Below are 19,298 nucleotides of genomic sequence, written 5' to 3' on the forward strand. Positions count from 1 at the left end.
GGTGCGGGGTGCGTGTCGCTCATCGCGCCTCCACTTCGAACGTCGCGCGCACGCGGGCATCGGCACTCGAGCCGCCCACGCGCACTTCGTAGCGGCCCGGCGGGACCGTGTAGCTGCCGCGCGCCTCGTCGTAGCGCCGCAGGGCCTGCGCCGGCTGCAATTCGAACGCCACCGTGCGGCGCTCACCGGCCGCAAGATGGATACGCTGGAAGCCGCGCAGTTCCTGTTGCGGATCGCCTGGGCCGGCCTGCAGCGAACGCACGTACAGCTGCACCACTTCATCGCCGGCGCGCTTGCCGGTGTTCGCCACGTCGACCTGCACGCGCAGGCGGCCGTCGGCGCGGACCCTGGTCGCATCGGTGCGCAGCGCCGTGTAGTCGAAACGCGTGTACGACAGGCCATGCCCGAACGGATACAGCGGCGTACCGCGGAAATAGCGGTACGTACGCCCTTCCATCGTGTAGTCGTCGAACGCCGGCATGGCCTGGTCGGCGGTGTAGAACGTCACCGGCAGGCGTCCGGCCGGATTCGCATCGCCGAACAGCGTCTCGCCCACGGCCGTACCGCCGCGCTGGCCCGGATACCAGCTCATCAGGATCGCCGGCAGGTTCGCCTGCGCCCAGTCCACCGCCAGCGCCGAACCGCCGGTCAGCACCAGCACGACCGGCTTGCCGGTGGCATGCAGGGCTTCGAGCAGTTTCCGCTGCGTGGCCGGCAGGCGCAGGTCGGTGCGGTCGCCACCGGCGAAACCCGGGTAGTTGACCGTCATCTCCTCGCCTTCCACGTCGCCGGTCAGGCCGCCGACAAAGACCACCACGTCGGCGTTGCGCGCGATCTCCACCGCCTCCTCGAAGGGCGGCTTCGCGCCAGGCATGCGCCAGGCCAACCGCACGCCGGCATCGCGCTCGGCATCGTAGTACTCCAGCCGCAGGTCGTAGGCGCGTCCGGCTTCCAGGTCCAGGTCCACGCCATCGCTGCGCAGGCGATCGCTGTCGGTCCAGTGGTCGAGCACGCGCTTGCCGTCCACGTACAGGCGGAAGCCGTCATCCGCGGCCGCTTCGATCCGGTAGCGGCCCGACACCGGCGGCAGCAGCTGTCCGCTCCAGCGGATGCTGAAGCGGTCGTTCGGCACGCCCTGCCCCGGGCCCGCCTCGCCGCGCGCCTGCAGGTTGTCGGTCGGCGAGCCGCGGTCCCAGCGGAAGCCGATCTGCGCATCGGTCCGCACCAGCGCCGGGGTGCCCGACAGGTCCTGCGTGCGGAAGTACTCGCCGCGCAGCCCGCGCTCGGGCGAATCGGCGGACGGACGCAGATAGGCGGCCTCGATCAGCGGCGTCGCCGCCGGATCGTCGCGCCCTTCCACCAGGTCCACGCCGCGCGCATAGCTCACCTCGACGCCCTTCGCGGCGTCGCGGATGCCCTGCAGGATGGTCACCGGCGCGGCGGGCGTACCGAAGTAGTTGCCCAGCAGGGCCATGGTGTCGTCGGCGGTCGGGCCGACGACAGCGATGCGCTTGAGGTCGCGCGACAGCGGCAAGATGCCGTCGTTCTTCAGCAGCACCAGCGAATGGCGGGCGGCCTTCAGCGCCAGCGCATCGTGCGCCGGCGCCTGGTTGACCGAGTACGGAATGCGCGCCCAGCGGACGCGTTCCGGCGGATCGAACATGCCCAGCCGCATGCGCGCGGCGAACAGGCGCGTCACCGCGTCATCGATCTCGGCTTCGCTGATCAGTCCCTGGCGCACGGCGGCGGGCAGCGTGGAGTATTCCTCGCCGCACTCCAGTTCGGTGCCGTTCTTCACCGCGAGCGCCGCGGCTTCCTCGCGGGTGGCGACGATCTTGTGGTTCTTCCAGATGTCGACGATGGCCCAGCAGTCGGAGACCACATAGCCCTTGAAGCCCCAGTCGCGGCGCAGCACGTCGCGCAGCAGGAACCTGCTGGCGCTGGCGGATTCGCCGTAGACGCGGTTGTAGGCGCCCATCACCGCGTCCACGTCGCCTTCCTTCACCAGCGCCTCGAACGCGGGCAGGTAGGTGTCGTACAGGTCGCGCTTGCTCGGCTTCGCATCGAAGTGGTGCCGGTCGGCTTCGGGGCCGCTGTGCACGGCCAGGTGCTTGGCGGTCGCGTCCAGCTTGCGGTAGACCGGATCGTCGCCCTGCAGGCCGCGCACGAAGGCCACGCCCATGCGCGCGGTGAGGTACGGATCCTCGCCGTAGGTCTCCTGGCCCCTGCCCCAGCGCGGATCGCGGAAGATGTTGATGTTCGGCGACCAGAAGGTCAGCCCCTGGTAGCGGCCGTGCTGGCCGTCGCGGACGAACTGGTGATGCTTGGCGCGCGCCTCGTCGCTGATCGTGGTGGCCACCTCGCTCATCAACGGCACGTCGAAGGTCGCCGCCAGGCCGATGGCCTGCGGGAACACCGTCGCCTGCCCGGCGCGCGCCACTCCGTGCAGCGCTTCGTTCCACCAGTCGTAGGCGGGCACGCCGAGGCGCTCGATGGCCGGCGCGGCGTTCTGCATCTGCGCGGCCTTCTCCTCCAGCGTCATCTCCGCGACCAGCGCTGCGGCGCGCGCCTCAAAGCTGCGGGAGGTGTCGAGCCAGGGTTTCGCATCGGCGGCCTGCGCGGACGGCGCCGCCCATGCGGCCACGCACAGTGCCAATGCGCACAGGCCCGGCAGCGTGCGCCGGGCGATGGAGATGGAACGTGTCGTCGTCATCATTCGCTCCTCGAAGCGCGCTCGTCGCGCGCGAACGGTCCCAACAGGGCGCCGACGAAACCGCCGGCGCGATCGGTGCTCAGGACGGTGCCATCGACCTCACCCGCCAGCGTCTGCCAACCACGGCCGTCGCCGGTGTCGAAGGCGAACCCGTAGTCGCCTTCGTCGCCCTCGATCTTCAGCCGGAGTGCGTCGGTCGCCGCTACCTCGCGCGTGGCCAGCGTGCGCGTGGTGCCGCTGCCGTCGCGGCCCTCGAGGAAGACCGCGACACGGTCGCCATCGAGCCGGCGCACGCCGAGGAAGTACCAGTACGCCTCGCTCTGGAACGCGGCCAGGCCCGCGGCCACGCCCGGCGCCGGTGTCGTCATCGCCGTGCTGGCCTCGAAGCGCAGGTGTTGCTGGCGACGGCCGAGGAACGCCGGGTTGCGCAGGGTCTCCAGCCCTTCGGTCAGCGGATGCACGGCCAGTGCACCCGGGCGTGCGGCCAGGTCGGCCCAGGCGGTCTTCGGCACCCGCACGCGGAACCAGTCGGAGGCGATCGCCGGGCCATCGAACTCGTCGCGATGCACGAAGTTGCCGGTGGACGGCGCCTGCATGGCCTCGCCGCGCATCCATGAGGGCGCCTTCACCACGTAGGGAATGGCCTGGTCGGCCGGCAGGATCTCGGGCCAGCCGTCGCGCCACTGCACGGGCAGCAGGTAGGTTTCGCGTCCCGTGTTGTAGTGGCGTTGCTGGTAATTGCGGCTGGCCAGGAACACCGCCCACCACGAACCGTCCGGTCCTTCCACCAGGTCGGCATGGCCGGCGTTGGTGATCGGCAGCGGCCGGTCCGCCGGCAGGTCGCGCTGGGTCAGGATGGGGTTGCCCGCGTACGGCACGTACGGGCCCCATACGTCGCGGCTGCGCAGGACGACCTGCGAATGCTGCGGCCCCGTGCCGCCTTCGGCATCGGACAGGTAGTACCAGCCGTCGCGCTTGTAGATGTGCGGGCCTTCGATCCAGATGGGATTCTTTTCCGGCTCCACGCCGCCATCGATCAGCACTTTGCGCGGACCGACCGGCTGGAAACGCGCTAGGTCGATCTGCTGCATCCAGATGGCGCGGTGGCCGTCGTAGCGCGCGGGACCGGGCGGTTCGTCGTTGTTGAGCAGGTAGGCCTTGCCGTCGTCGTCGAAGAACAGCGACGGATCGATGCCGCCGATGGTCGGCAGCCAGTGCGGATCCGACCAGGGACCGGCGGGATCGCGCGCGGTGGCGATGAAGTTGCCGCCGCTGTCGGTGGCCGTGGTCACCACGTAGAACACGCCATCGTGGAATTCGATGGTCGGCGCGAAGATGCCGCGCGACACGCTCAGTCCGTCGAAATCCAGCTGCGTGGGCCGGTCGATGACGTTGCCGATCTGCTTCCAGTGCACCAGGTCCGTGCTCTCGAACACGGGAATGCCCGGGAAGTAGGTGAAGCTGGAGTTGACCAGGTAGAACTTGCCGTTGGCCGCGACAATGCTGGGGTCCGCGTGGAACCCCGCCAGCACCGGATTGCGGTAATGGCCGGCCGGCAGCGGCGCCTCGAACGCGACATCGCGACCGCGGTACTCGAACCAGTCGAAATACACCGGTGGCGCGGCAGGCGACTGTGCCGACGCGTGCGCAGCCAGCGACAGCAGAGCGGCGACCAGCACGCCGCGCACGCCGGTCCGATCTGCCCGGACTTCGCGTCGATCGTCCGGGCGGACGCGCAGGGAGAACAATTTCATCGGGGCACCTCGGCGGCAGGGAGGGAAAGTTCGAAGGGACCGGCCGGGAGCCCGGCGGTATCGCGCAGCGTGCAGACCGGACCATCGGCCCAGCAGTAGCGCACGTGGGTGGCGCTGCCCGCATGCGGACTGCGCAGGACCACGCGGTCGCCGTCGAGGACGGCATCGGCGTAGGCGCAGCGCTTCGCGCCGCCATCGCACAGCTCGAAGCCGATGGGTCCGTTCGCGCCGGTCGTCGCCAGCGTGCCGGTGATGCCGCCGAAAGCGATCCTGACGCCCTCCGGTGAACGCGACGCGACGCGTGCGGTCGGTCCCGACGGCGCCAACCCTCGCTCGCCATAGACGACATGACGTGCAGCGCGTGCCAGTCGGCGCCCGAGTTCCTGCTTGTTGGGCGGGTGGATGTCGTAGGCATCGCCGATGTCGATGGCCACCACCAGTCCCGAATGCGGATCTTCCGCGACCACCTGACGCTGTGCCTCGCGCAGCTGCGCCCAGCCGCTGTCGACCGGTGCAGTTGGCGGCATGCCATAGCCGGCCAGTTGCACGACCAGCAGCGGCATGCGGGAACCGAACTGCCGTCGCCAGTCGTTGCGCAGGGTGCGCAACAGCGCGGCGTAAGCGGCGGCTTCCCCGGTATTGGATTCGCCCTGGTACCACAGCATGCCGCGCAGGCCGTAATCCCCCAGCGGCGCGATCATGCCGTTGTAGAGCGTCGACAGGCCAGTGGCGGCCTGCCACGGCGCACCCGGTGGCGCCTCGGCGGCTGGCGCGACGCGGTAGCGCCAGGGCGCATCCAGCACCGCGCGGGTACCGTCGTCGAAGCGCAACGCCTGCGCGTCCAGCGGGCCGGCAAGGCCGCCGTCGCGATAGGTGTCCAGCACGTTGACGACCACGGTATTGACCCCGGCCTTCAACACGCCGGCCGGCAGCGGATACCGTCTCGCCTCGCCCGCGCCATAGCGGCTGCCGACGGCCACGCCGTTCACCCAGGTCATGTCGGTCTCGTCGGCCGCGCCCAGTTCCAGCGTCGCGCCGGTCGCGGCCTGTGCCGCGGTCAGCGTCACCTGCGTGCGGTACCAGACCATGCCGTTGTAGTCGGCCAGCGCCGGCACGCCCCAGCGCTCCCACGCGCCAAGCGACGCGGGCGCATCGTGCCAGCCGGTGCCGGAGGCGTCGGCGCGCCATGGCCGGTCGCCGGGAACGGCGTCCTTGCGCGTGGTCCACCAGGTCTCCCAATGTCGGCCCCACTGCGCGATCCCTGCCGAAGGATCGTCTGCGTAAGTTTCCAGCACATCGAGGACCTCATCGCGGCCACCGCCGGCGCGCAGGGCGGCGGCACGGGTCCAGGCTTCGATCCGCGAACCGCCCCACGCGGCCTGGATCAGGCCCATCGGTACGTCGACCGTCTGCTGCAACTCGCGCGCGAAATACAAGCAGGCGGCCGAGAAGTCCCTTGCCGTCTCGGGCGATGCCAGCTTCCATGCGGTCGCGGCAGCAAACGAAGCGCTGGGGGTCACAGCGGCCGCCTGCGGCACAGTGAACAACCGGATACGCGGATGCGTTGCCGAGGCGATCTCGCTGCTTGCGTCGAGCGCGCGCCAGACCGGAAGTTCCATGTTCGATTGGCCGGAGCACAGCCACACATCGCCCATCTGGACGTCGCGAACGACCTGCGTCGCCCGCCCTGCCCTGACGGTCAGGGTGTGGGGACCGCCTGCGGCGAGAGGTCGAAGCGACACGCGCCACCGGCCGTCCGCCGCCGCGCGCGTCGTGACCGTCTGGCGCGCCAACGTCACCGTGACCGTTTCGCCTGCGCCGGCCGCGCCCCATACCGGGATCGGCCTGTCCCGTTGCAGCACCGCGTGATCCTGGAACATCGCGTGCAGCAGTGGCGCTGGCGCGGCGTCCTGTGCATGCGTGGCCGCGCTGCAGCACAGCAGCATCAGCGCCACGGCCTTGCCTGCCAGCGCGCCCGCGCGGTTCATCGACCGTCCCCCAGTGCGAACGGAAACTGCAGCGACCGGTAGTACGCGAGCGGATGCGGCGGCGGCGCTTCGCCCGCCGGCAGCGGGCGCCCGTTGATCGACTGGAAATACGCCACGCTGGCGTCGCGCCACCATTGCGCCTCGTTGCGCTGGATGCGCAGGAAGGCGGCGACATGCGCGTGACGTGGCGCATCCACCCTGTCGCGCATGCCGTCCCACGTGGCCTGCATCGCCTCCACCTGACGCACACCGCGCGAGTAGCGGTGCACCAGTTCGTCCCAGAGTGGACGTCCGGAGGCCATGCGATGGTCCCATGGCACATGGTGGAACCACAGCAGCAGCGATTCCGGCACGCGTGCGACATCGTCCAACGTGCCAGCCACGGCAGGTGCGTACTGCGACACGGCATCGCTGCCGCGCCTGCTGCGGTCGAACCCGATGCCGTCGCGGTCGGCGCGGTGGTAGTACACCGAGGTCCAGTCTGCGCGCGGACCCCCGTCCACCCAGGGGCCCGGGCCGTAATGGTGCCCGCGCGCCATCACGTGGTGCAGGCCCAGCGGCGTCATGTAATCCACGGCCGCTTCGCGCGAGGCCATCATCATGTCGACGACCGGCTGCACCACGCCGGCGTCGCGCGAGAAGGTCATCGCCACCCAGTCGGCGGCAATGGCGCGCGTGGACTGCCGCGGGTTCCACGCCAGCCGGCCGAACACGTACCAGTTGGCCTGATCGAAATGCGATCCGCTCCACGTGCGGTCGTCGCCGATGTTGGCCACGCCGGCGATGCCGGTCAGCGAATGGCCGTCCAGCGAACCGTCGATCACCCGCGCCACGGTGGAGCCCGGCCCGCGCGCATGCGTGTCGGCGCCCAGCACGTCTTCGTACAACGGTCCGAGATAGACCAGATGGGTCGCGAAGCCGAGGTATTCCTTGGTGATCTGGAATTCCATCATCAACGGCGTCTTCGGCATGGCACCGAACAGCGGATGGAACGGCTCGCGCGGCTGGAAATCGATCGGACCGTTCTTCACCTGCAGCAGCACGTTGCGGCGGAACGCGCCGTCGAGGCCGACGAACTCGTTGTACGCCTGCTTGGCGCGATCCTCGGGCACGTCGTGCGCGTAGACGAAGGCGCGCCACATCACCACGCCCCCATGCGGCGCCAGCGCGTCGGCCAGCAGGTTGGCGCCGTCGGCATGCGAGCGGCCGTAGTCCTGCGGACCTGGCTGGCCTTCCGAATTGGCCTTGACCAGGAAGCCGCCGAAATCCGGGATCACGGCGTAGATCTCGTCCGCCTTCTTCCGCCACCAGCGCTGCACGTCGGGATCGAGCGGATCGGCCGTCGCCAGCCCGCCGATCTCGATGGGCGCGCTGAAGCGTGCGCTCAGGTACACGCGGATGCCGTACGGGCGGAACACGTCCGCCAGCGCCGCCGCCTTGCGCAGGTACTCCGGCGACAGGCTCAGGGCATTCGCGTTGACGTTGTTGAGGACGGTGCCATTGATGCCGAGCGAGGCATTGGCGCGCGCATAGTCGGTGTACCGCGGATCGCGCCAGTCCGGCAGCGTGTGCCAGTCCCACAGCGAACCACCGGCATAGCCGCGCTCGACGTAGCCGTCGAGGTTGTCCCAGTGGTTGAGCACGCGCAGCCGCATCGCCGGCGACTCGCGGATGTCCAGGCCCTCCAGCGCCGTCCCCGTCTGCAGCAGGCGAAGCAGATGGAAGACGCCATACAGCACGCCGATGTCCTGACGCGCCGCCACCAGCAGCACGTCGCGACCGTCGAGCTTCGCCCGGCGGAGCAGATAGCCCTCGTCGCCGATCGCATCCAGCTCACGCCGGAACGGCGCGACCCAGCGCGACGACTGCGGCGTGCCCAGCACCAGCAACGACTGCCCTGCGCCGTCAGTACGCTGACGCGGCGCACTGCCCAGCAGGCCGGACAGGCCGCGCATCAGTTCGTCGCGCGCGACACGCTGGGTCACCGTCGCGTCCGGCGCAACCACGTCGCCCAAACGCATGCGGTATGCGTCCGTCAGGGTGGAGCCGACCGGCGTGTACCGCAGCCACAGGTCGTAGCCATCCTCCGCACGCACGCTGCCCATGCAGCCGAGCAGCACGAGCACCGCCGCCAGCAGCCAGCGCCGCCGTCCGTCGCCGCGCCGGAGGGTTAGCGGTAACATTCGGATGTCCAGGGGACAGGCGGGCGCGAACTGTTCCATCATCCCCCCTGGTACCCGCTCCGTGCCGGCCCACCGCCGCGCGGCGCCGCCATCGTGGAAGAAGGGAACGCGTATTGGACAAGCCGAAGAAGTCGATCCGCCGCAAGAGCAGCGGCGTGACGATCGATGAGGTGGCCGCCCGGGCGGGCGTGTCGCCGATGACCGTGTCGCGGGTCATCAACAACCAGGGCAAGGTCCGCGACGCCACCCGCGAGCAGGTCATGCGGGCCGTCCGGGAACTCGGCTACACACCCAACCTGGCCGCCAGTTCGCTGGCCGCCGCGCAGCACACGCGCGTTGCGCTGATCTACACCAATCCCAGCGGCGCCTATCTCCGTGAACTGCTGGTGGGGCTGCTGCGCGTCGCCTCGCGCACCGCCGTGCAACTGGTGATCGACTACTGGGACGACCTGGACGCCGAGGCCGAACGCAAGGCCGCCCGTGCGCTGGCCGGGCGCGTCGACGGCGTGATCCTGCCGCCGCCACTGTGCGAATCGCGTGCGGCGGTGAGCGAACTGGTCAAGGCCGGCATCCCGGTGGTCGCCATCGCGTCCGGACGCTTCAGCGACGACATCTCGTGCGTGCGCATCGACGACTTCCGTGCCGGCCGCGAAATGGCCGAACACCTCATCCAGCAGGGCCACAGCCGCATCGGCTTCATCCGCGGACGCAGCGACCTGAGCGCCAGTTCGCGGCGCTACGACGGCTTCGTCACCGCGCTGCACGAGGCGGGACTCGAGGTGGACCCCGCCCTCGTCCAGCAGGGCGACTACACCTACCGCTCGGGATTGAAGGCCGCGGAGAAACTGCTGGCCCACCGCAAGCCGCCGACCGCCATATTCGCCAGCAACGACGACATGGGCGCGGCGGCGATCTCGGTGGCGCATCGCCGCGGCCTGGACGTGCCGCGCGACCTGTCGGTGGTGGGGTTCGACGACACCTCGGCCGCGACCACCGTCTGGCCGGAACTGACCACCATCCACCAGCCCATCGCATCGATGGCCAATGCGGCCATCGATATCCTGCTGCGCGGCATCAAGCGCAGGAGCGACAGTACGCGCGTGCTGATGGACCACGTGGTGCCGCACCGGCTGGTCGTCCGCGACTCGGTGGCGGTGCCACCCAAACGGCGATAGCGCGCGGCGGGAGATCACGCCGCCTCCGCACCCGGTTCGCGCGCGGACCGCACCGACGCCGGGATGACGCCGTCCTGCGGCGTCATCGACCGCGGAAGCACGGGGCTCACGCGCCGGGGCATGCGACGGTAGCCTCGGCTTCGTTCAACGCGCCCAACGCCACGCGCGACACGGACACCGTCATCGTCCCCGCCGTGCCGATGGCCCAGGGGCGATCCAGCTTGCCGACATCGGCTCCCGCCTTGGCCAGACACTTCAGCGGAACGCCGACGCGCGTCCACTGGCCGACCGGCAGCGTGGCCAGCGTCGGCGCCAGCGCCACGCGCGCGGTGCAGCCGGTGCCGCAGCCGACCGACAGCCATGCATCCCCGCTCGGCGCAGCATCGACGCGCAGCGTGGTCAGCAGCATCACATCGCCATTGCTCTCGCGCTGCAGGTCGAGCGCGGTGTGCGACGGCAGCGCGACGGTCGCCTCGCCCTTGCCGGACCACGTGAAGCGGCGCGCATCTTCCTGCGCCGTGTGATCCACACCGGCGACCTTCAGGAGGTCGCCCGCCAATGCCTCCGGTACCTTGGTGACCGTCACGCCCTGCCCGTCCGCCGTCTCCAGACGCATCGCGATGCCGGCGCCGGTGTCGCCGCGGGCGAAGAACACGCCGGGCGCGCCTTCGTCGCCGGTCACGCCCGAGTCCTCCTGCAGCGCGGCCAGATCGCCCTTGTCGGCGTAGGTCAGGCCGTAGCCGAACGCGAACAACGGGTCGTAGCCGTCCTGTCCGACGTTGTTGGCGTACTGGACGGCGGTGCGCGGCCAGCTGAAGCTGAGCTTGCCCTTGAAGTCGTGCTGCACGGTGCCGTCGGCCTTGCGCAACAGCACGTCGGCGATGCCCCCGCCTTCCGAACCCGGCAGCCAGGCCGCCACGAACGCATCGGCCGCATTGATCTCGCGGTTCATCCACAGCGGACGCCCACTCAGGAACACCGCCACCACCGGAATGCCCTCGGCCTTCAGGCGCTTGATCAGCGCCAGGTCGGTGTCGTCGCCCGGCTTGTACAGCAGCGTGGTCAGGTCGCCCTGGAATTCGGCGTACGGGTTCTCGCCGAACACCACCACCGCCACGTCGGGCTTCTGCGTGTACTTGCCGTCGATGGCGAGGATCGCGTCGCCACCGGCCGCCCTGGCCTGCTGCGCGATGCCTTCATAGATCGAGTCGGCGTTCGGGAAATCCTTGCGCGTGGTGCCGGTGCCCTGCCAGTTGAGCGTCCAGCCACCGGCCTGCTTGCCGACATCGTTCGCGCCATCGCCGGCGACGAGGATGCGCTGCTTCGGCGCCAGCGGCAGCACGCCACCTCGATTCTTGAGCAGCACCAGCGATTCGCGTACCGCCTGCCGGGCGACCGCGCGATGCTCGGGCGCGCCGAGCAGCGCGAACTGGCCACCGACCGCTCGCGACGACGGCTTGCCCGCCTCGAACAGCCCCAGGCGGAACTTCACGCGCAGGATGCGGCGGACCGCATCGTCCAGCCGTTCCTGGCTGATGGTGCCGGCCTTCACTGCCGCCAGCGTGCTTTCGTAGAAGCCCTTCCAGCTGTCCGACGCCATCGCCATGTCGAGACCGGCGTTGATCGTGGCCGGGCAATCGGTGTTCGTGCAGCCCTTCACCTGGCCGTGGCCGTTCCAGTCGCCGACGACGAAGCCGCCGAAGTTCATGCGGCCCTTCAGTGCATCGGTCAGGTACGGCTTGTGGCCGTGCATCTTTTCGCCGTTGACGCTGTTGAACGAGGCCATCGCCGTCTGCGCGCCGGCGGCAATCGCCGGCGGATAGCCGGCGGCGTGGATGCGCACCAGCTCGGCTTCGCTGATCCTGGTGTCGCCCTGGTCCTTGCCGTTGGTGGTGCCGCCATCGCCCAGGAAGTGCTTGACCGACGCGATCACGTGGCGCCCGTCCAGGAAGGCCGGTGTGCCGACCTTGCCCTGCAGGCCTTCGACCACCGCCGCGGAATAGCTCGCCACCACCTCGGGCGATTCCGAATAGCCCTCGTAGGTGCGGCCCCAGCGGTCATCCTGTGGCACGGCGACGGTCGGCGCGAACGTCCACTCCATGCCGGTGGCGCGTGTTTCCAGCGCGGTGATCTCGCCGATCCGGCGCAGCAGTTCGGGATTGCGCGCCGCACCCAGTCCGATGTTGTGCGGGAACAGCGTGGCGCCGACGATGTTGCTCTGCCCGTGCACCGCGTCGATGCCGAAGATGATCGGGATGGCCTTGCCGCCCTGTGAGGTGTCCATCGACGCCTCGTAGAACGCGTCGGCCAGCGCCAGCCATTCCGCCGGCGAGGCGTCGTAGCGGCCGCCGGGATCGGAATTGCCGCCGGCGAGGATCGAGCCCAGGCGGTACTTCCTGATGTCGTCCGGCGTGATGCTGGCGATGTCGCCCTGCACCAGCTGGCCGACCTTCTCCTCCACCGTCATGGTGGCCATCAGGTCGGCGATGCGCTTCTCGAGCGCGGCGTCCTCGGCCAACGGCCAGGCGACCTGCGGCCACGGCGTGGCGTCGGTGGCCACGGCTGCCGCTGCGGCGGACGTGTCCTGGCCCTTGCAGGCACCCAGGGCCAGCACCAGCGCGGCCACCACCAGGCCGCCGCGGGCGCGCGGGATGTTTCCAGCGTTCATCGTCTTCATCCTTCCATCTGCTCCAGTTCACGACCCTTGGTCTCGTGCACATACTTCAGCACGAAGACCACCGAGATCGCAGCCGCGAGCGTGTACAGGCCGTAGGCGCCGGCCAGGCCGATGCCGGTCAGCAGCATGGGGAAGGTCCAGGTGATCAGGAAGTTGGCGCCCCATTGCGCCAGCCCGGCCACCGCCAGGCCGGAACCGCGGATCTGGTTGGGGAACATCTCGCCCAGCATCACCCACATCACCGGGCCCCAGGACAGGTTGAAGAACACCACGTAGAGGTTGGCCGCCACCAGCGCCAGCACGCCCATGCTGTCGGACAGTTGCAGCTTGCCGCCCGCATCCAGCGTGCCGCTGGCGAACGCGAACGCCACCAGCCCCAGCGTCGCCGCCATGCCGGCCGACCCCGTCCACAGCAGCGGCTTGCGGCCGATGCGATCGACCAGCAGCATCGACACGATGCAGGCGCCGATGCTCAACGCACCGGAGATGACATTGATCAGCAGCGCATCGTTCTCGGAGAAGCCTACGGCCTGCCACAGCACCGCGCCGTAATAGAACACCACGTTGATGCCGACCAGTTGCTGGAACGTGGCCAGGCCGATGCCCACCCACACGATGGGCCGCACCTTGCCGGTGGCCTTGCTGATCAGGTCGGACAGCCGCGGCGCATGGTGATCCGACGCGAGCGAGGCATCGATTTCGGCGAGCTTGCGCGCACCGGCCGCCTCGCCGTAGAGCCGCTTCAGCACGACCAGCGCCGGCTCCTTCCTGCCCTTGGCGGCCAGGTACCGCGGACTCTCCGGAATGAACAGCAGCGCCACCAGGAACAGCGCCGCCGGCAGGATCTCCACCCAGAACATCCAGCGCCACGCTTCGTACCCCAGCCACAGCGGCGCCAGCGACGAACTGGCGAACTTGGCCAGGACATAGTTGCTGAGGAACGCCGCGAACAGGCCGGAGATGATCGCGATCTGCTGCACCGTGGCAAGACGCCCGCGGTAGCGCGCCGGCGAGACCTCGCTGATGTAGGCCGGCGACATGACACTGGCGGCGCCGACGGCGAATCCGCCGATGATCCGGTACACCACGAACTCCGCCGACGAGGTCGCGATGCCCGAGCCCCACGCGGACACGAGGAAGAACACCGCCGACCACAGCAGCATCGTCCGCCGGCCGTAGCGGTCGGCCAGCGTACCCGCGAACCAGGCGCCAACCGCGCAGCCCAGCAGCATGGAGGCCACGTTGAAGCCGGTCACCGCCGCATCGGATCCGAACGCCGCCTTCAGCCCGTCCACGGTGCCGTTGATGACCCCGCTGTCGAAGCCGAACAGGAAGCCGCCGATCGTCGCCACCAGACTGATCAGGATGATCAGCCTGGTGTTCTCTCCCCCGGTCATTGCCTGGTTCATCGCCTTCCCCCTCCCCGATCCCGGTGTCTCGATGCGCGGCGCGTTCAGCGCAGCAGGTACTGGTTGAGCAGGTTCTCGAAGCGCTCCTGCTTGCCGCTGATCTGCTTCGGCTCGCCCTGCCCGGCCGCCAGCGCGGCCAGCTCGGCCAGTCCCAGTGCGCCGTTCTCGAAGTCCTTGCCCTTGCCGCTGTCGAAGCTGGCATAGCGCTCGGCGCGCCACTGTTCCCACGGCGACTCGGTCAGCAGTGCGTGCGCGACCTCCAGCCCGCGCGCGAACGCATCCATGCCGCCGATATGCGCGATGAACAGGTCTTCCAGGTCGGTCGACTCGCGGCGCACCTTGGCGTCGAAGTTCAGGCCGCCCTCCAGGCCGCCCTGGCGCAGCACCACCAGCATCGCGCCGACGGTGTCGTACAGGTCGGTCGGGAACTGGTCGGTATCCCAGCCGTTCTGCGCATTGCCGCGGTTGGCGTCGATGCTGCCCAGCAGGCCATGGTCGGAGGCCACCTGCAGGTCGTGCTCGAACGTATGGCCCGACAGCGTGGCATGGTTGGCCTCGATGTTGAGCTTGAAGTCCTTCGCCAGACCGTGCTCCTTCAGGAAGCCGGCCACGGTGGCGCTGTCGAAGTCGTACTGGTGCTTCATCGGCTCCATCGGCTTGGGCTCGATCAGGAAATTGCCCTTCAGCCCGATGCTGCGTCCGTAGTCGCGCGCCATCGTCAGGAAGCGGGCGAAGTGCTCGACCTCGCGCTTCATGTTCGTATTGACCAGCGAGGCATAGCCCTCGCGGCCGCCCCAGAACACGTAATGCTCGCCGCCCAGTTCGACGGTGGCATCGAGTGCGGCCTTCACCTGTACCGCCGCACGCGCGACCACGGCGAAGTCGGGGTTGGTGGAGGCACCGTTCATGTAGCGCGGATGCGAGAACAGGTTGGCCGTGCCCCACAGCAGCTTGATGCCGGTGGCGTCCTGGCGCGCCTTGGCCAGGCCCACCATGTGCTTCAGGTTCCTCTCGTACTGGCCGATGTCGTCCGCGTCCGGCGCCAGGTCGATGTCGTGGAAGCACCAGTACGGCACGCCGAGCTTGGTGAAGAATTCGAACGCCGCATCGACCTTGGCCTCGGCGGTCGCCATCGGCGAGCCGGCTTCCCACGGGAAGTGGCGCGTGCCCGGCCCGAACGGGTCGTGGCCGGCGTTGCAGAAGGTGTGCCAGTAGCAGACCGCGAAGCGCAGGTGCTCCTGCATGGTCTTGCCACCGATCTTCTTCTGCGCGTCATAGACCTTGAAGGCCAGCGGGTTGTCCGAGCCGCGACCCTCGAACGGGATGCGGCCGATGCCGGGGAAGTATTCCTTGGCGCCGATGAAGGGCTGGGTGCTCATGATGCGAGGGTCCTGTGGTTATGCGTGGTGTCTGGGGGAAACGTCAGCCGCGCTGCAGCGGCGAGACGGCGTCGAGATACTGGAGAAAGCGCTGGTAAGCCGCCGCGTAGGCCGGCACGCGCGCCGCGTCCGGCGTGGCGGACAGCGCGGGATCGATCGCAACGTGCTGGCGCGTGATATCGGCGACGGACGCGCCCTCGCCTCGCGCACGACCGCGCGCCCACAGCGCCTGCAGTGCCGCGCCGAGCGCAGCGCCTTCAGCCTGTGCGGGCACATCGACGGGCAGTCCGAACACGTCGGCGACCAACTGGCGCCACGCCGCACTGTTGCTGCCCCCGCCGGTCAGCACGATGCGCTCGAAGCGCATCCCGGCACGGACGAACGCGTCGTAGCCGTACTTCAGGCTGTAGGTGGCGCCTTCCATCGCCGCGCGGTAGACGTGCGCCGGCGTCATGTTGGTCGTGTCCAGCCCGGCCAGCACGCCCTTGCCGCGCGGCAGATCGGGCGTGCGTTCGCCGTTGAGGAACGGCAGCATCACCAGCCCGTCGGCGCCCGGCGGCGTCGCCTGCAGGTGCGCATCGCCGTCGCGCGTGCTGAAGCCGAAGGCCTTGGCCACCTGTTCGGTGGCGACGGTGCAGTTCATCGTGCAGACCAGCGGCAGCCAGCCGCCGGTGGAGGAACAGAACGCAGCCCATGCGCCTTCCGCATCGACCACCGGGGTATCGGAATAGGCGAACAGCGTGCCGGAGGTGCCCAGGCTCATCGCCAGCCGGCCCTCTTTCACGCAGCCGGTGCCGATGGCGGCCATCATGTTGTCGCCGCCGCCCACGGCGACCTTCACCGTCGCGGGCAGGCCCAACTGCGAGGCCGCAGCCGGATCGATGTCGAACAGCGCATCGGGCGCGGCGATCGGCGGCAGGCAGTCGGCAAGATCACGGTCCGCATCGGTGGCGCGCAGGAGTTCCTTCGACCACGTGCGCGTGCGCACGTCGAGCCAGCCGGTGCCGGAGGCATCGCCCCACTCGCAGAAGCGCTGGCCGGTCAGCACGAAGTTGAGGTAGTCGTGCGGCAGCAGGATCGTCGCCAGCCGCGCATAGGCGTCGGGCCGGTGCGTCCGGGTCCACGGCAGCTTGGACGCCGTATAGCCGGCCAGGATCGGGTTGCCGGCCAGCGCGATCGTCGCAGTCGGGCCGCCCACCGCGTCCATGATCTGCCCGCACTCGGCGGTGGTGCTGGTGTCGCACCACAGCTTCGCCGGAGCCAGCACCTGGCCCGACGCATCCACCGGCACGAACCCGTGCTGCTGGCCCGACACCGCCAGCGCATCGATGCGCGCACGCACTGCAGGAGCCACGCGCGCGAAGCAGGCCTGCATCGCAGCGACCCAGTCGGCGGGGTGCTGCTCGCGGCTGCCATCGTCGCGACCGATCAGCTCCAGCGGTTCGCTGGCGGCGGCGACGACGACGCGCGTGGCGGGGTCGTACACCACCACCTTCACGCTCTGCGTGCCTGCATCAATCCCGGCGACAAAACCCATCGACCACCGCCTCCGATCCACGAAAAGTTAGCGCTACCATTTCGGATTCCAAAAAAAGGGAACCGCCCTTCCGCTCCCTTCTTCCGCACGGCCATGGTGCTCGGCGGCCGCGATGGCGCACTGTAACCAGCAGCCGGAGAAAAAGCCTGCTGCGCCGCAAAAACCATTCCCAGGCAAGGACTTGCGCTGGTCCGATACCTGCTGCCGCCGACGCGGGCGACGCCGGACTCACCGTGCGACATCGATGAACGCGTTGATCGACAGGCGACCCTGCAACGGATCGGCAGGCAATGGCCGGCCGTTGTCGATCCGCCCCGAATGCAGCGCGTTGCGCCGGTAAACGACAAGCCGGTTGAACACGCCCTCCACGCCGGCGATGCGCTCGTACAGCGGCGTATCGCCATCGATGTAGCCGCTGACGTCCGCCGACGCTTCGCGGCGCTGCCGCGACAGGCAGTCGAAGTACGCCGCATGCCGGCTTTCGTCGATGTACTCGAAGCCCGTGCGTCGATGCCGGTAGAAGTCCGTACCACCCCAGCCGCCGCGGAACAGGTAGTGCACCGTGGCCAGGCCCTGCGCGCTGACGGAGTCGATATGCGGCACCCGCTGCAGGAACTGCAGTGTCTCCGGTGGCTGCGTCACCAGCGAGAAGTGGCACATCGGGAACGCGAAGCGACCCGGCTCCAGATCGAACGTCTCGCGCAGTAGCGGATTCAACAGCGCCTCCAGGAACGACTGGTAGGACAGCGGTGCAGGCGCACGGAGGCCGGGAAACAGGGTCGGCATCTTCTCGAAAGGACGGCTCGCCGCCTTGCGCAGCATGCGCTCGGGATCGACCAGCACGTCGTCGATCACCAGCAGCGGCGCGCCCTCGTGGCCGACCACGCGGCGGCGGGTCCGGATGTTCGGATGCGGCGTGATCAGCATGCGTGAGCGCTCCCCGCCCCCTACGCGGTCACGGCGCGGGACGGCCACACTTCCGGCGCGGCCTTGCAGTAGCGGTCGATGAAGGCCTGCTGCGAAGGCATGTGCGCCACGGCGCGCTCGATCGGCTGCCGGATCGAGTTCAACAGCGTACGCAGGTCCTCATCCGCCAGGGCGCGCGCAAGCGGATGAGGCGCTCCGGGCTGGATGCCCTGGCCGAGCAGCACGTGGGTCCAGGAATCCACGCGGAACAGTTCATCCGGGTCCTGCCACGCATGCGCACGCTCGCGCCAGGCGCGCAAGCGGATTTCCAGCGAGTCCGGCAGTGCCATCTCGCGGCAGGCCTTCCACATCGGCTCGTCGCGCTGGGTGGCGTGGTAATGCAGGATGATGAAATCGCGCACGTGCTCCATTTCCGCGCGGCTGACCTCGTTGTACAGGTCCGCCAGCGACGAGGCGATGCCGTCGAACGGAAACAGTTGCACCAGCCGCACCACTGCGCTGATCGTCAGGTGGATGCTGGTCGATTCCAGCGGCTCGATGAAGCCGCTGGCCAGGCCCAGCGACACCACGTTCTTGTTCCATGCTTTCAACCGGCGCCCGGTGCGGAACGGCACCAGCCACGGATCGCGCAGCGCGGGAGCCCCCACATCGCGCAGCAGCTTCGCGCGCGCCTCGTCGTCGGACATGTACCGGCTGGAGAACACCAACCCGCAGCCCACCCGGTGCTGCAGCGGGATATGCCAGCGCCAGCCGGCCTCGTGCGCGATCGCGCGGGTATACGGCACGGGCGGCCCGACCGATTCGGTCTGCACGGCGACGGCGCGGTCGCTGGGCAGCCACTCGTTCCAGTCCTCGTAGCCGGTGTGCAGCGTCTGTTCGATCAGCAGCCCGCGGAAGCCGGTGCAGTCGATGAACAGGTCGCCCTCGATGACCTGGCCGTCCTCCAGCACGATCGCCTGCACGGCGCCGTCGTGCGCGTGCTGGCGCACCTCGCGGATCTTGCCCTCAACGCGCCGCAGTCCATGTCCTTCGGCGATGCGGCGCAGGAATTTCGCGTACAGCCCCGCATCGAAGTGGTAGGCGTAGTTGACCTGCGGCTGCGTCTGCAGCGAGAACTGGTCGCCGCGCGAGGCGAGCGTTTCCAGGCAGAAATCGCCCAGTTCCGACGTCATGCCGCGCCGCAGGCTGTCCAGCCATAGATGATGGAACGCCACCGCCCACGTGCCCTGCCCGGTGATGCCGAAGGGATGGATGTAGCGCTCGCCGGGACGCCGCCAGTTCTCGAACGAGATGGAGAGCTTGAACGTGCCGGCAACGGCGCGCAGGAATTCCTGCTCGTCGATCTGCAGGAAGCGGTGGAACGTGCGGATCGGGGGCACGGTGGACTCGCCGACCCCCACGGTGCCGATCTGTTCCGATTCGACCAGGGTGATCTCGAGCCGGTCGCGGAACTGGTGCGCCAGCGCGCAGCCGGCAAGCCAGCCGGCCGTGCCGCCGCCGGCGATGACGACCTTGCGGATGTATCCTTCGGGTGTCGTCGTAGCGTCCAAGGCAAG

At 69.2% G+C, this 19,298-nt stretch carries 11 protein-coding genes; 1 reads left to right on the top strand and 10 read right to left on the bottom strand.

Annotated elements, in window-relative coordinates; all coding sequences use genetic code 11:
- Positions 1–19: 19 nt before the first annotated feature.
- The 4 genes from VGN58_RS08455 to VGN58_RS08470 are packed head-to-tail and all read right to left on the bottom strand — an operon-like array spanning position 20 to position 8,638.
- Positions 20–2,713 (bottom strand): glycoside hydrolase family 3 protein, encoded by a 2,694-nt coding sequence (locus tag VGN58_RS08455; RefSeq protein WP_327482816.1) that lies wholly within the window; start codon positions 2,711–2,713, stop codon positions 20–22.
- Positions 2,713–4,467, bottom strand: a complete 1,755-nt coding sequence (locus tag VGN58_RS08460) for a glycoside hydrolase family 43 protein (RefSeq protein WP_414710771.1) — start codon at positions 4,465–4,467, stop codon at positions 2,713–2,715. Before VGN58_RS08460 ends, VGN58_RS08455 begins: the two co-directional genes overlap by 1 nt.
- Entirely contained in the window at positions 4,464–6,455 is a 1,992-nt protein-coding gene (locus tag VGN58_RS08465) for a sialate O-acetylesterase (RefSeq protein WP_414710772.1), read from the bottom strand. Before VGN58_RS08465 ends, VGN58_RS08460 begins: the two co-directional genes overlap by 4 nt.
- Positions 6,452–8,638, bottom strand: a complete 2,187-nt coding sequence (locus VGN58_RS08470) for an alpha-glucuronidase family glycosyl hydrolase (protein WP_327482817.1) — start codon at positions 8,636–8,638, stop codon at positions 6,452–6,454. Before VGN58_RS08470 ends, VGN58_RS08465 begins: the two co-directional genes overlap by 4 nt.
- Before the next feature lie 113 nt (positions 8,639–8,751).
- Here VGN58_RS08470 and VGN58_RS08475 point away from each other — a divergent pair, with 113 nt between their 5' ends.
- Positions 8,752–9,813 carry a LacI family DNA-binding transcriptional regulator gene (locus tag VGN58_RS08475; RefSeq protein ID WP_327482818.1) on the top strand — a complete coding sequence of 354 codons (1,062 nt, stop codon included), beginning with the start codon at positions 8,752–8,754 and terminating at the stop codon, positions 9,811–9,813.
- A gap of 106 nt (positions 9,814–9,919) precedes the next feature.
- Here VGN58_RS08475 and VGN58_RS08480 read toward each other — a convergent pair whose 3' ends face one another.
- The 6 genes from VGN58_RS08480 to VGN58_RS08505 form a co-directional block, all read right to left on the bottom strand.
- The gene (locus VGN58_RS08480) at positions 9,920–12,481 is read right to left on the bottom strand and encodes a glycoside hydrolase family 3 protein (RefSeq protein ID WP_414710773.1); all 2,562 of its coding nucleotides are present in this window, start codon (positions 12,479–12,481) and stop codon (positions 9,920–9,922) included.
- A gap of 5 nt (positions 12,482–12,486) precedes the next feature.
- Complete coding sequence (locus VGN58_RS08485; RefSeq protein ID WP_327482820.1) at positions 12,487–13,899, bottom strand: sugar porter family MFS transporter; 1,413 nt, start codon at positions 13,897–13,899, stop codon at positions 12,487–12,489.
- Positions 13,900–13,943: 44 nt separating this feature from the next.
- Positions 13,944–15,278 carry a xylose isomerase gene (xylA, locus tag VGN58_RS08490; protein ID WP_327482821.1) on the bottom strand — a complete coding sequence of 445 codons (1,335 nt, stop codon included), beginning with the start codon at positions 15,276–15,278 and terminating at the stop codon, positions 13,944–13,946.
- Positions 15,279–15,321: 43 nt separating this feature from the next.
- Positions 15,322–16,815, bottom strand: a complete 1,494-nt coding sequence (gene xylB / locus VGN58_RS08495; RefSeq protein ID WP_327482822.1) for a xylulokinase — start codon at positions 16,813–16,815, stop codon at positions 15,322–15,324.
- A gap of 228 nt (positions 16,816–17,043) precedes the next feature.
- Positions 17,044–17,742: a DUF6445 family protein gene (locus VGN58_RS08500; RefSeq protein WP_327482823.1), complete on the bottom strand. Its 699-nt coding sequence runs from the start codon at positions 17,740–17,742 to the stop codon at positions 17,044–17,046.
- Positions 17,743–17,762: 20 nt separating this feature from the next.
- On the bottom strand, positions 17,763–19,292 hold the full coding sequence (locus VGN58_RS08505; protein WP_327482824.1) for a tryptophan halogenase family protein: 1,530 nt from the start codon (positions 19,290–19,292) through the stop codon (positions 17,763–17,765).
- Positions 19,293–19,298 lie beyond the last annotated feature (6 nt).

Origin of the sequence: Pseudoxanthomonas sp. (genome assembly GCF_035999195.1) — a bacterium.
Taxonomy (GTDB): Bacteria; Pseudomonadota; Gammaproteobacteria; order Xanthomonadales; family Xanthomonadaceae; genus Pseudoxanthomonas_A.